Raw genomic sequence first — 13,981 nt, 5'->3', positions numbered from 1 at the left:
TTGTCATTTTGTGTCGAATATAGTAAAGCGATTTATAAGTATGAAGTATCACTTCACTCCTCGTCTTTTCGACGTATGATAAAATCTCAAAAATGAGATATCTACCTTACTTACGAATTCTTTCTTCTCATAAAGTGAAACTTTAATCAGTGGAGGTTTTGTTCACCCCCCACTGATTATTAGCCCGACTCCCACCTTACTTCTTTGCTTCAGCCTAGAGGTGGGAGTTTTACTGCCTACAAATAGCGGGATAAATATGAGTATCTTAAAGTTTCAAATAAGAAAAAATTCAAATAATATGATAAAATTAAACAAAAAACTCGTATAAAGGTGGACAGGCCATGCATATTTCTAAACAATTTATAAAACCGTTTCCTGCATATGAAGAAGTATTTTATGATAATTTGGAACTGCATAAAAAACACTTTTTACCCATTTGCTCTATAAACTTACAATGTATTGAACCGGAATGGGACGAATGGTTACATATTGTGTCAGCAAAGGAAATTCACGAAGGGTGCGTTGGTGATTTCACCCAATCATTTCACACAAATTATACGAAAGCAGATACAATAGGCTTCGATGTCATTGATGGGAAATATAAATTCGAAGCAAATTGGAATTACTTTAAAATTGAACAAAATCATTCTGATATTATAGAAAAAGCCTACGAGTTTAATGAAAAAAACTATAAAATCCGTAAAGAATATTTCAATCGCAATCAAAAAATTTATCCTTATTCTAGTTTTGGAAAAGAATTTACATCTGTAGAATTATTAGAACAAGAGTTTGCTGAAAAACAAACAAATGGCTGGGGATTAAATTATCCCGAGGTAAATGGGTTCCTAAATGATATACGCTTTATGACAGAAGAAGGCAAAGAATTATTAGAAGACTGCGTTAACGAAGACGAAATTTTTGACTATACTAATCTTCTATATGTACCAAAAGATGAATATGGTCATCCCTTTACATATGTTGGATTTGTCACAGGATATTATTTTCAAGCTTATGGTGCAGATCGTGTATACTTATTCTTCAATAAAGAATTAAGAAAAGCAGTAATTTGTTTTGAGTATACATAAGATAATTAAGAAAAATCCATTTTGAACCTTTTTACTTTACTCAAAATGGATTTTTTTATAAATAAGCTATCTTTCATATCTACTGTGAAATGTGTAAAACCTCATATATTGTAATATCCTTCATTTCTTCAACTTCAGGCTTCTCTTCATAAAAATGAAACTGACTATATCCCCATTTATCCGGATTATATACTACCACATTTCCCAAGCAATTTTCTGTATTTTGGACATTATGATTCGAACTGTTAAATTGATTCCCAATCAATGATTCCTTTTGAGAAATACTCCCTACATATTCAACAGCATACCTACTTTTTTTAAACTCATTACTTAAATTAATCACTAAAGGGACACCTATATGTATTTGTTGCCATCCAAACGATTGTAAAATATTATCGTAATACCCTTCAAATATAAATTTGTTCATTCCTTCATGACTATTCCAAATATATAAAGGTGCATAACAGTTATAGAAATTCCCATCTTTACCTGCCTCAGTAATTAAATACGCCTTGAAATTCAGTTCTTGAAAACCATCTGTTTTATACCCATTATCCTTTACCCTTTTCTTAATAATCCCCATGTCATAATCCTTTGGTAAAATGACCTTATATTGCATTCCAATCATGATTATCACTCTCTTTCGATCTTATATATATAATGATAAGTCGACGACCGGCTGACGTAAAATAGGTATAAATTATGTTTGATATCATTTATAATGATACCAAACAAGGGGCTGAGATACATGGAAATTAATGATCTTATCATATTCAAAACTGTAGCCAGTGAGGGTTCTATTAGTAAAGCTGCTAAAGAATTAGGGTATGTTCAACCGAACGTAACGGAGCGTATTAAAAAATTAGAACAAGAGTTAGAAACTCCTTTACTACATAGAGATAACAAAGGTGTTTCTCTGTTACCTTCTGGTGACATTTTATTAGACTACACGAATAAAATATTAACTCTATTAGAAGAAGCCAAAAATGAAATTAAAGCGAGCGGTACTGCTTTTGTAATAGCGACGTCACAATCTATTTTGACAAGTTATTTAAGTAAGCGTATTAAAGAAAATTTCAGGAATTATCAAATATACATAGAAAGTAGTAGCCATTTACAAAAACTACTACAGCAACAAAAAGTTGATATGGTCATAACGTATGAGGATTATTCCGACGTAGCGTTTAAAAAAGTGTTTACTACATCAATTTCTGTAGGCTTATTAAAAACGAAAGAAAAGTATACCATTGACTATTCAAAGGAACTTTTTTTCGTAAGTAACGATAAGAAGTGTCCTTTTCGAAATAAGACAATACAATTTCTTAAAGAAAACGGTCTATCCCAGCATCAACTTCAACAATTGGATTCTTATTCGCTTATTGAAGAATTTATTAATGATGGAAAAGGAATAGCTTTTTTGCCGGTTAAAAATGATATATTAGTAACCATTGAAGATGTTCCCATAGAGAAATTAGCTGTTCATTTTTTTACGAATGGAAACTTTATAAAACATATCCCTGATGAACTATTTTATTAATAGAATTACTATGTTTACAGACTAACTAATTACCTACACCAATAAAAATCCCTCCTTCACTAATCGAAAGGAGGGATTTTTATATTATATACAATTGTTTTTTCACACGTTTTGCTCCACTCCTGCGCTTTTCTCCTTCTTCCTCCTTTTAAAGCCCTTCAACTTCTTAACCGTTCCAACTAATCCTTTCGGAAAAACTAGCAACACGATAATATACAATAAACCTAGCATAATCGTCCATCTTTCAAAAATCGGATACTCCGTCGCTAGTTCTGATAAATAATATTTCAGCGATTCAATTATGCCAGCTCCAGCAATGGCTCCTATTAACGTTCCAACTCCTCCAATCATTGTCATCAACAATGCATTTAATGTCATTTCAATTGAAAATACTGTCGTATTTACAAAGCGCAATGTGATAACAAATAACCCACCGCTAATTGCAGCTACTACTCCCGCCACTACACTCGCGATTATTTTATAATGAAGAACTTTGTATCCAAGCGCTTCAACACGTTGTTCATTTTGTGAGATTGCTTTCAATACTTTTCCAATAGATGATTTTGTGAAAAGACGTAACACAATGAAAATGATAATTAGACATATGAATGTTACATAATAAAATGTAAAACGATCACGAAATACATCTGGCACACCAAATGTAAAACCATCTCCCCCGTGGGTAAGCCCACGCCATTTTTCAGCAAGTACGAAAAACAACTGTGAAATAGCAAGTGTTAACATTGCATAAAAGTGACTTTTCAACCGTAAAGAAAGCAAACCGATTATATAACTAACAATTGCCGAAACGATAATTGCAGCTACAATTCCTATTAAAAAGTTCGTTATTGATACTCCTTGCCGATCAAATAAAAGCGCTACCCCATATGCTCCTATCCCAAAGAACATACAGTGACCGAACGATACAATTCCTGTATACCCAAGCAATACATCAAAACTCATTGCAAAAATAGCAAAGATGAAGATTTGAGTGAATAAAATTAACAGGCTCCGTGAATCATTTACGAATGGAAATACACTTAAACAAATGAGCATAATTACTCCGAAGTATACTTTAATTCGGTTCGATGTGCCGTTCACCATTTCACCCCTTTTCACCAACAAGTCCAGTTGGCTTCACTATTAAGAAAAATAGTAACATTAACATATTAATTGCGAGTGATAAATCTGGCATAAAATACGCTGTAAACGCACCGGCTAATCCAACAATTAAAGAAGCGATAGCTGAACCTTGTACGCTTCCTAACCCGCCAATTATTACTACAATAAAAGCTAAAATTGCATATTGCATACCCATTTCCGCGAAAATAACGCCTGAATATGGAGCAAGTAGGAATCCACCTAATGCCGCCATTCCTGCTCCTAATAAAAAAACGAAAGAAAATATAGCTTTTACATTAATGCCGAGCGCTTGAACCATCTCTTTATCCATTACACCAGCGCGGATCATAAGACCTATCTTTGTTTTTTTGAGTAATAATAGTAATGCAATGTAAATGAGTATCCCGATTACAATAACGAACAGACGATATTTAATTAATATAACGCCTCCGAATGTAAAGCTTCCTTGTAGCCATAAAGGTAATTTTGCGCTAATTGGATTGGGTCCCCAAAATATTTTGATACATTCACTTAGAACGAGCATTCCTCCGAGCGTAACGAGTAGTTGCCGAACATGATTTCCATACACAGGTCTGATAAGAAATCTTTCTAAAATAAAACCAAGCAACATTCCCATAGCTACTGCTCCAACTAACGCTAAGAAATAACTACCCGTCATATTAAATAACCAAACACCTGTAAAAGCTCCCCATGCAAATAAACCGCCATGTGCAAAGTTCAATACACTCATTAATCCGAAAATAAGTGACAGACCAGATGCTAATAAAAATATAAGCATCCCTGTTGAAACACCATTCACAAATAAGTTAATTAACACATCCACGTTCTATCCCCCCGTATCAATGTTAAGAAATACCTAAATATTTTTGACATGTTTCCTTATCCTCGCGTAATTCATTCATAAAACCGTTATGCACAATTCTCCCATTATCCATAATGTAAAAATAATCCCCAATTTGACTAGCCATCATAAAGTTTTGTTCAACAAGTAAAACTGTTGTTTTCTCTTTCATCTTCAAAATAGCTACCATTAGTTTCTCTACCATAATTGGGGCCAGTCCTTTACTCGGCTCATCAATTAGTAATAACCCATCACTATTAATAAACGCTCTTGAAATAGCCAACATTTGCTTTTGTCCTCCGCTCAAAAGGCCACTTTTTTTATTCCAAAACTCCTTTAAATCTGGGAATAGTTCAAGCATCCACTCTATTTTCTCTTCCTCTTCTTCTCCCTTTCCCCTAGCAAGAGCGAATGTTTCTTCTACGGTCAAATCATGAAAAATCCCTTGATTTTCTGGTACGTAACCTATCCCTTTCCTAGAAATCAAATGTGTAGATAATCCATTTACTTGTGTACTATCATAGTAAATTTCACCATCTGCAATCCGGTGAAACCCCATAACCGATCGCAATGTCGTAGTCTTCCCAGCCCCATTTCTTCCAAACAATACAGTAATTGTCCCTTTCTCAACAGAAAGAGATACCCCTTGTAAAATATGAAACTGATCTAAATACGTCTCTATATTATTTACTTGTAATAGTGCCACTATATAATCCCCCTAAATAAGCACTTTGTACACGCTCATCTTTCATAATTTCTTCCGGCAATCCTTCAGCCAATAATTCTCCATGAAATAAAACGATAAGATGATCTGACAAATCGATTACCATATCCATTTTGTGTTCAATAAGTACAATTGTGCTCTCTGGATGTTTCTTAATATTTTCAATCACTTGTAAAATAGCAGGTACCTCCTCAACTGATATACCTGCCGTCGGCTCGTCGAGTAATAACACATCCGTTTTCAAGGCCAATAACATCGCAAGCTCTAATTTTCTTTTTTCACCATGCGCTAAATCCTTCGCTAATACATTCTCTTTTTCGTGAAGTAATACTGTTTTTAAGAAACGCCTTGCCTCTCCAACTTGTTGCTTACGTTTTGCTGAACTTGGAAAGAAACTATAGTAATCTTGAACAAATGATTGAACACTTAAACGAACATTTTCAAGCACCGTTAACTCTGGGAATATATTCGTAAGCTGAAAAGAACGACCAATTCCTAAGCGTGTTCGATCTGAAATCGATAGGTTTGTAATATCTTGACCTTTAAAATACACTGCACCTTTTGATGGAGAAATCTGGCCACTTAGCAAATTAAATAATGTTGTCTTTCCCGCACCATTCGGCCCAATAATTGAAATGAGCTTTCCTTTTTGTACTTTTAAATTTACGTCTTTAATAACATGATGTTCACCGAAAGATACGCTAAGATTTTTCGTTTCTAGCAAATGCGTCACGAAATCCCTCCCTTTAAAGCTTTGAGTATGAAAGAAATACGTATAAAGAGGGTATCCCCTCTTTATACAAAAAACAACTGAAAATTCAGTCTATTTATTTTGAACTGGTGGTTCTGTCTCTTTCATTGTTAATTCTCTCTCTAAAACAGGCACTGGATAATCCACACCATCTTGCTTTTTCAATGTGATAGAATAAAGTGTCTGCATCGCTTGGTGGTCCTTCTCTCTAAATTTCATCTTTCCTTTCGGTGTATCAAATTCCATTCCTTCCATTTTCTTAATAAGCGTATCTACATCTGTATCACCTTTTGTTTTCTTTAAAGCTTCCACAATAGAAATTGCCGCTGACATTCCTCCTGCTGTAAATAAATCCGGCACTGCGCCATTAAAACGTTTTTTATGTTCTTCAACTAGCCAATCGTTCACCTTATTTTTAGGAAGTTTGTGATAATATACAGAAAAACCTTGCATTCCGACTAATGCATCCATCGTTTTTAATGCTGGTATATCTGGCGCACCAGTAGAAATTTTAATACCTTGCGCTTCCACATTCATATCTTTCAACTGTTTCCATGGTGAATTGGCACCTGCCCAAACGACAAATAAATAATCTGGTTTTGAGCTAATGATATTTTGAATATTCGCTGTGAAATCAGTTGAATTCGTATCTGCGTATTGCTCATTTACAATATTCGCACCTAATTTCTTCGCTCCCGCTTTAAATGCTGCAATTCCTTCACGACCGAAAGCATTATCCGGGGCAAACGTCGCAATCTTTACATCTTTTTTAGCAATTGAGGCAGCACCAGCAATCGCATCTTGTGAAGAGCTTCTTCCTGTTCTAAAAATATATTTATTCCAGTTTTTTCCAGTGATACTATCAGCAACTGCCGGTTCAACAACCATAATTTTTTCATATTCTTCAGCTAATGGTAATACTGCCAATGTATCACTTGAACTAGACGAGCCGACTAAAAAATCGACCTTCTCTTCTTCTAATAACTTCGTAGCTTTTTTAACTGCTACATCGGCTTTCGTTTCCGTATCTTCTACAACAAACTTAATCTTCTTTCCTTCCACTTTTCCCGTCCCACCAGTTGCATAATCTAATCCTAATTCAAACCCGTTCACTGTTTGTTTTCCATACGATTCTAGTGGACCTGTTAATGAAGCAAGAACCCCTACCTTAATCGTTTTTTCATCCTCAGTACTTGTCTTCTTACCTGAACAAGCTGCTGTTACCAATAGCGACCCTAAAACACAACCAGTAACCACCGTTTTTAGCCATTTACGTTTTTTTATCGACATTGTGATCCTCCCCATACTTTACTTTCTGATAGAATCAAACACGCCAAATTCCCCTGTCCGTAATCATGACTGTTTAACTTCAAAATTTGTATTGGAAAACTCTTGTAGTAAACTCTACATTCGGCATAAATCTATAATCACCTTCCTATTAAATGGAAACGGACATACAATCCATATATATTCCGCTGTTCAAATGAAATTACTGTTTCATTACAGGAATCATCACGAAAAAAACTGCAAATAATTAACTTAAGTTATTAAGTCAATTATTTGCAGCCTATCTAAAAAGCTCTTAATTACTTTCTACTTTCTCTAATCCTTCAACCAATTGCTTCTTATCTAACCCTTCCCCTATAACTACCAAATTAGTCGGGAAACCGAAATCTTGTTCCAATAAAGTTGGTACCCCGAACGAATATTGGAATAGATGAGGGTATTTATCTCCATGGAATTTCACAAAACCTTTCACACGATAAATACTATCTGGTAAATTCGAAAGCCATTCATATAATTTGTCTTGATCAATTGATTTCGTAAATTGATACGTCATCGTTTGTATATGTAGATGCTGTTTTACATGCAAGGTCTCATGTTCCCCATCATTCATAAATTCAGCTTCTTCTATATCTTTTAAAGATATATTACAATACTTTGTTTCAAACAATTTCGCATGATTATTTATAGCTTTTACTTCTTCAAGTACTTTGTTTTTATCTTCTTCTGTTAGTAAATCTGATTTATTAATTAAAATGTGGCTACCAAACTTCATTTGCTCATGCAATAACTGTTGCACATTTGCACTTAATATACCTCGATGTATCCATCTTACTGCATCTAAAACGACTACAATTGATTTCACTTCTAGGAAAGGTGCTAAAATTGGTGATACACATGCATCTAACACTTCAATTGGATGCGCAACACCTGTCGTTTCTATATAAATTACATCTGGTTTTTCTTGCTGATATAACGAATGCAATTGTATTTCAAGCTCTTCTTTTAATGTACAACAAATACATCCTTTAAGTAGCTCTCTTAAAACATTCTCTTTTCCAATAATATCTGTATCTACTGAGTATTCACCAATCTCATTCATCAACACGGCAACTTTTCTATTCTTCTTTTTCTCCGCTAACAATAAGTTTTGTAATAATGTTGATTTTCCGCTACCTAAAAAACCACCTAATATATGAATTTCTACTTTATTCATTCGACCGACCATCCATTTCTTTATTTCAAACGTATTCAAAGCGTAATAATTACGATTTATATTTATCATTTTATTAAAAGAATAGCAATTTGTAAATATAACTACTAGATTAACTGTTCATTTACTTCATGAGCAACTCTAATTCCAGACTCAATTGCTCCTTGCATCCATCCGTGTGTTAATGTCGTATGCTCTCCTGCAAAGTGTACCTTTCCAGCTGGCGGCGTAATATACGGAAATATCTCTAGCTCTTGCCCTGGTTCAAAAGCTGTAAATGCTCCGCAAGAATACGGATTTTGACTCCAGTTAAAAGATGCACCTGTAACAAACTCACTATAGACGATGTCACCATATATTTCCGCTAAATTTTTTAATACGTAACGAATACGTTCTCTTTGCGTGAGACTATCCCATGTTAACGCCTCATCTGCCCATGTATAACTAGCCAACATTACCGCTGGACCTGGCGTATGAAGCCCATAACTTGGATAGTATGTAAATCGAATCGGCAAATCTGTAATAGATTTGCCACCACACTGTCCCGTTCTCTCCCAAAATCTACTTTTAAACTCTATCGCAATTTTAGTCGCAGCTATGTAGTTTAATTCACGAATTGCCCGTCTTTTAAAATAAGAGAATAAATCATAAGGCTGAATCTCAACAAAACGTAACGCTGAAAATGGGATAGTAACAATTGCAACATCACCCGTGACTGTAAATTGCTCTAACGTTTGTTTATGGTTTACTTGCATCATCACTTTGTTATCTTCTTGTATGATTTTTTCAACCTTATACTGCATAAATATATTTTCATTTAACTGCGGTAAAAAAGCTTTGGGTAATGCATCCATCCCGCCAGTTATCTCATAATATTTCGCAGTTGAAGTAAAGAAGATCATTTCCCGTAATACTTCAATTAAAGACATTCCCATATAAGCCTCCATATCAAGAAGTACTCCAATCATATCTATTGCACCGTCTGAATAATATGCTGTTAAAAATGAACTAAGTGAGTATGTTTTATACTTTTTTTCAACAATAATCCAGTTTTTATTAGGATCTTTTTTAATAAAATTAAGTATTGGTTCTAATATTTTTAACATTAATTTCTCTGCCGTTTTTCCTTTTTCGTTTTCTAAAACGGGATATTTAAGTACACTTGGGTTTTCTTCAAACATACTCAATCTCGTTCTAATATGATTCGTATAAATTATATCCGAAGGAGTTTTATTAATAAAAAGATTTAACGGCAGTTTAAATTTACGAATGTACGCTAAAGTTAACTCATGGGTTTCAGGAATTCTCATCGGTCCAGCATTAAAATATAAGCCCGCACTAAATGGTTTACGAATCGTATATACTCTGCCACCTATTCGGTTATTTGCTTCTATAATCGTTATTTTATGACCCGCTTCTTTTAATAAAGATGCTGCGACTAAACCTGACATCCCTGCACCAGCAACTATAATTTGTTTTGGCTTTTGCGTTTTTACGAGCCCCGCATTGATAATATGAAGCATTTTTTCTATCGTTAATGGCTTCAGCATACCCTTTTCCCCTTTTGTAAAGGATTTTACTGAATTATATTCGGTTAACATGATTCCTATGTTTTTCATGTTATTGAGCGGATACATTTTCAATTACTTGAATATCTTTTATAAAATGTAATAAACTAGATATGACTATAGAAGTAAGACGTATTATCTTACATAATAAAATTAATGAAATTGCGAGGAATTTTGAAATGAAAAAAGGTATTAACCGTGTTGTATTAGTAGGAACAGGAGCAGTTGGATGTAGTTATGCGTACTGCATGATTAACCAAGCCGTAGCTGAAGAATTTGTTTTAGTCGATGTAAATGAGGCAAAAGCTGAAGGGGAAGCAATGGACTTAAGTCATGCCGTGCCATTCGCACCTGCCCCAACTAGAGTATGGAAAGGCAGCTACGAAGATTGTAAAGATGCTGATCTTGTAGTCATTACGGCTGGATTACCACAAAAGCCAGGCGAAACACGTTTAGATTTAGTTGAGAAAAACGCTAAAATCTTTAAACAAATCGTTCGTAGTATTATGGATAGCGGATTTGATGGCATCTTCTTAATCGCAACAAACCCTGTAGATATTTTAACTTACGTAACTTGGAAGGAATCTGGTTTACCGAAAGAGCGCGTAATTGGTTCTGGTACAACACTTGATTCTGCTCGTTTCCGTTACATGTTAGGTGAATACTTCAATATTGGCCCACACAACATTCATGCTTATATTATTGGAGAACACGGCGATACTGAACTTCCAGTTTGGAGTCATGTATCAGTTGGTATCCAAAAACTACAAACGCTTCTTGACAGGGACAACACATATACACAAGAAGATTTAGACAAAATTTTCATAAACGTTCGTGATGCAGCTTACCATATTATTGAGCGAAAAGGTGCCACTTATTATGGTATTGGTATGTCACTTCTACGTGTTACGAAAGCAATTTTAAACGATGAAAATAGCGTATTAACGGTTTCAGCATACTTAGAAGGTCAATACGGCCAAAAAGACGTTTATATCGGCGTACCTGCTGTTTTAAATCGCGGCGGTGTGCGTGAAATTTTAGAAGTAGAATTAAATGAAGAAGAAGAATTAAAATTCGATCACTCTGTTCAAGTATTAAAAGAAACAATGGCTCCGGTTCTTTAATCTTATATTCCAAAAAAGCAATCCAATTTATTTTGGATTGCTTTTTATATTTTTATTGTTCCCCCTCACTCTAAACCATAATATTATCCATAATAGAAAGGAGTGATTTTATGAATGATTCTTGGACAATTGTAATCCTCTTATTGGCTATTTCATCCTTAATCCTTTTCCTCTTTTTAATCATCAGGACTCTATTTCCAACTCAAAAACATGACAAAAATCTCGGATTCATTCTACTTATTATTTGCTTATTAACAATACCGATAAGCATCTTCCTTATCGGAGGCTGGACAGGTATGGGAATTAGCATAATCGCAGTATTTCTTTTTACTGCTGTTACTATCGCTTTACTAGCCAATAAATTCATTAAACTTCCACCTGCTAAGAAAAAATAAAGTAAAACTTTAATCAGTAGCGTTCCGTCCGTCTTTACTATGTATTAGCTTCTGTTAATTAACATTTTTCAAGATAAAAATACCCGATGTTTTCGCTCCTTGAAAGCATCGGGTATTTTCTATTATTTTTTAATCGCTTCCTCATTATTTACATCAAGTACATCTAAGAAAAAAATAAAGATTGGTATGCCGATAATAAGTCCCCATATTCCGAGGAAATGTTCTGAAAAGATGAGTATCATAAATGTATAAAAGATTGGTAAATTTGTTTTCGCAGACATAAACTTCGGGTTTAAAAAATAACTTTCAAGAGCATGGATTACTGTAATGATCACAAGTATGTATACAACGTATATAACTCCGCCTACGTTATATGCAATGATACAAAGTGGAAACAAAGAAATAATCACACCTGCAACCGGAATCAATCCTAGTAGGAAAATCATAACAGCTAATACGAGTAGCTGTGGAAATCCTAAAACGATTAATGCAATAACAGTAAGAATACAATTTACAACCGCAATTAAAAACTGTGCTTCAATTACTTTACCGAACGATCTTGCAAATCTTTCACCAAAGTATGCAATCTCCTCATAAAAAATCTTTAACTTACTATCTTTAAACTTAGAAGTAAATGTAATAATACGCTCTTTTTCTAGTAAGAAAAATAAGCTTAAAATTAGAGACAATAATATTTGTAAACTTACCTTCCCTATATTTGTTATCGATTGATATATAACATCTACACCTTGTTCTATATACTTTGATACTTCCATTCCATTAATTGTCGAAAGTGCATATTTAATAATTTCATTATCAGGTGGGTTTTGAAAAAACAACTTAAATTGATAAATCAACTGTGAAATTTGTATCGTTAGTACAGGTAAATATTTATACAATGTCGTGCCGATAAAGGAAACTAATATTATATATAAACATGCGATAACAATTTTTCGATTCACATTCAATTTTTTTGATATAAAACGTTGAAACCGATCCATTAAAAATGTCAGTATAAACGTAATTAATATTAAATTAATCATACTTTTTAATCCGTATAATACAAGCGCCACTATTATTAAAACGAGAAAACGTTGAAACCCTCTACTTCGAAAAAAATTTTTCACTTCATTCATTAAAAATTAACCTCCCCCTTCAACGGATGGAAATTGGCTATATTACAAAACGTACTTATTCATTGTAATACTATTACATGTTATGAACTTATATAGACAATCTTTCTTACTAATTGGGAAGAATCCTTTTTTTCTTTTCATATTGTTAGATTCTTTCGAAATCAGCCCAGCAACATATTTCTGTGAAGTTCATTTTTTAGTATAATCTATTACAGCTTAGGTGATCTTCTATTTTCCGGCTGCTGTTCAGAGAGTTATATTCCCCGTAACTCTCTAGACAAAATGCTAAATAAAAAACTTAATTACTTCAATCTAATCGGTTCTTTTTTTGCATTTGCTTCGCTAATAATTCCTTTACTTGGTTATAAGTTAACCCTGAATTTTTATTTAAACGCTTTACTTCCTCAACATCAGTACCTACCACTGTATATTTTTTCTCATTACCCATGTTTCCACTTCCTTTTTCATCAGTTTATTTCTTATATTCCTTCCCTAAATACACATAAATTAACACCTATACAAAAAAGGAAGCTGCTTCTAAGCACAGCTTCCTCCTCGTTTTATATTCTATTTTTTAATAAAATTTCACTACGTCTTCAGTAGGTAAAAATGTTCTTTCTCCCGGTTGTTCATTTGGTTCACCAAATGGCATTTGTCCTACTAAATTCCACTCAGCTGGAATACTCCAAGTCTCTTTTACTTCTGCGTCTACGATTGGATTATAATGTTGTAATGACGCTCCGATTCCTTCAGCAGCTAATAGCATCCATACAGTATGTTGTAACATTGCATTTCCTTGATGAGACCAGAATGGGAACTGACCTTTATATAATGGAGCGTTTTCTTGCATCTTTTCTACTGTCGCCTGATCTTCAAAGAATAATACAGTTCCTACACCTGTATGGAATCCTTTTAGCCTTTCTACAGTCGCTTCAAAGTTTTCTGCTGGTACTCGTGATCTAAGTGTTTCTTTTACAATATCCCAAAACTTTTCATGTTCTCCGTCCATTAATACGATCATACGGCCACTTTGCATATTGAATGAAGTTGGTGCATGTAAAGCTGTTTTTAAAACTTCTTCAATTCTTTCTTTCGTAATTGCATCGTTTTTTGTTACTTTACGAATTGAACGGCGGTTCACGATCGCTTCTTTTAAATTTGTTGTAGTTGCTGACATGGT

General features: G+C 33.9%; 15 protein-coding genes. 4 read left to right on the top strand and 11 right to left on the bottom strand.

Annotated elements, in window-relative coordinates:
* Positions 1–341: 341 nt before the first annotated feature.
* Entirely contained in the window at positions 342–1,085 is a 744-nt protein-coding gene (locus ACQKNI_RS15020) for a siderophore biosynthesis protein (RefSeq protein ID WP_088230588.1), read from the top strand.
* Between the two features lie 79 nt (positions 1,086–1,164).
* On the opposite strand, the gene ACQKNI_RS15015 is transcribed toward ACQKNI_RS15020, so the two are convergent.
* A complete protein-coding gene (locus ACQKNI_RS15015) occupies positions 1,165–1,713 on the bottom strand; it encodes a DUF4865 family protein (RefSeq protein ID WP_088230589.1) in 549 nt (182 codons plus the stop codon).
* Between the two features lie 120 nt (positions 1,714–1,833).
* Between ACQKNI_RS15015 and ACQKNI_RS15010 the strand changes: the two genes are divergently transcribed.
* Entirely contained in the window at positions 1,834–2,622 is a 789-nt protein-coding gene (locus ACQKNI_RS15010; protein ID WP_088230590.1) for a LysR family transcriptional regulator, read from the top strand.
* A 102-nt stretch (positions 2,623–2,724) separates the two neighbouring features.
* On the opposite strand, the gene ACQKNI_RS15005 is transcribed toward ACQKNI_RS15010, so the two are convergent.
* From ACQKNI_RS15005 to ACQKNI_RS14975, 7 genes are all read right to left on the bottom strand, one after another.
* Positions 2,725–3,678 carry a branched-chain amino acid ABC transporter permease gene (locus tag ACQKNI_RS15005; RefSeq protein WP_141524734.1) on the bottom strand — a complete coding sequence of 318 codons (954 nt, stop codon included), beginning with the start codon at positions 3,676–3,678 and terminating at the stop codon, positions 2,725–2,727.
* 49 nt (positions 3,679–3,727) lie between these two features.
* Positions 3,728–4,588, bottom strand: coding sequence for a branched-chain amino acid ABC transporter permease (locus ACQKNI_RS15000; protein WP_000382808.1), 861 nt, complete (start codon positions 4,586–4,588; stop codon positions 3,728–3,730).
* A 22-nt stretch (positions 4,589–4,610) separates the two neighbouring features.
* Entirely contained in the window at positions 4,611–5,312 is a 702-nt protein-coding gene (locus tag ACQKNI_RS14995) for an ABC transporter ATP-binding protein (protein WP_088230593.1), read from the bottom strand.
* Positions 5,290–6,063 (bottom strand): ABC transporter ATP-binding protein, encoded by a 774-nt coding sequence (locus ACQKNI_RS14990; protein WP_088230594.1) that lies wholly within the window; start codon positions 6,061–6,063, stop codon positions 5,290–5,292. Before ACQKNI_RS14990 ends, ACQKNI_RS14995 begins: the two co-directional genes overlap by 23 nt.
* A 90-nt stretch (positions 6,064–6,153) precedes the next feature.
* Positions 6,154–7,371 (bottom strand): substrate-binding domain-containing protein, encoded by a 1,218-nt coding sequence (locus tag ACQKNI_RS14985; RefSeq protein ID WP_098252243.1) that lies wholly within the window; start codon positions 7,369–7,371, stop codon positions 6,154–6,156.
* Positions 7,372–7,663: 292 nt separating this feature from the next.
* The gene (locus ACQKNI_RS14980; protein WP_088230596.1) at positions 7,664–8,581 is read right to left on the bottom strand and encodes a CobW family GTP-binding protein; all 918 of its coding nucleotides are present in this window, start codon (positions 8,579–8,581) and stop codon (positions 7,664–7,666) included.
* 104 nt (positions 8,582–8,685) lie between these two features.
* A complete protein-coding gene (locus ACQKNI_RS14975; protein WP_427282483.1) occupies positions 8,686–10,128 on the bottom strand; it encodes a flavin monoamine oxidase family protein in 1,443 nt (480 codons plus the stop codon).
* A gap of 197 nt (positions 10,129–10,325) precedes the next feature.
* Here ACQKNI_RS14975 and ACQKNI_RS14970 point away from each other — a divergent pair, with 197 nt between their 5' ends.
* Both ACQKNI_RS14970 and ACQKNI_RS14965 read left to right on the top strand, forming a co-directional pair.
* The gene (locus ACQKNI_RS14970; protein ID WP_088230598.1) at positions 10,326–11,270 is read left to right on the top strand and encodes an L-lactate dehydrogenase; all 945 of its coding nucleotides are present in this window, start codon (positions 10,326–10,328) and stop codon (positions 11,268–11,270) included.
* 110 nt (positions 11,271–11,380) lie between these two features.
* Positions 11,381–11,665, top strand: coding sequence for a YesK family protein (locus ACQKNI_RS14965; protein ID WP_088230599.1), 285 nt, complete (start codon positions 11,381–11,383; stop codon positions 11,663–11,665).
* A 122-nt stretch (positions 11,666–11,787) separates the two neighbouring features.
* Here the strand turns inward: ACQKNI_RS14965 and ACQKNI_RS14960 are convergent, their stop codons facing one another.
* The 3 genes from ACQKNI_RS14960 to ACQKNI_RS14950 form a co-directional block, all read right to left on the bottom strand.
* Positions 11,788–12,801, bottom strand: coding sequence for an AI-2E family transporter (locus ACQKNI_RS14960; protein WP_088230600.1), 1,014 nt, complete (start codon positions 12,799–12,801; stop codon positions 11,788–11,790).
* A 307-nt stretch (positions 12,802–13,108) separates the two neighbouring features.
* The gene (locus ACQKNI_RS14955; protein ID WP_071712481.1) at positions 13,109–13,249 is read right to left on the bottom strand and encodes a hypothetical protein; all 141 of its coding nucleotides are present in this window, start codon (positions 13,247–13,249) and stop codon (positions 13,109–13,111) included.
* A 126-nt stretch (positions 13,250–13,375) separates the two neighbouring features.
* The gene (locus ACQKNI_RS14950) at positions 13,376–13,978 is read right to left on the bottom strand and encodes a nitroreductase family protein (protein ID WP_088230601.1); all 603 of its coding nucleotides are present in this window, start codon (positions 13,976–13,978) and stop codon (positions 13,376–13,378) included.
* Positions 13,979–13,981 lie beyond the last annotated feature (3 nt).

The sequence above is a fragment of the Bacillus sp. NPDC094064 genome (genome assembly GCF_050279585.1).
Lineage (GTDB): Bacteria > Bacillota > Bacilli > Bacillales > Bacillaceae_G > Bacillus_A.
Note: the sequence above shows the minus strand (reverse complement) of the source record. Positions and strands in the feature narration are given on the sequence as shown.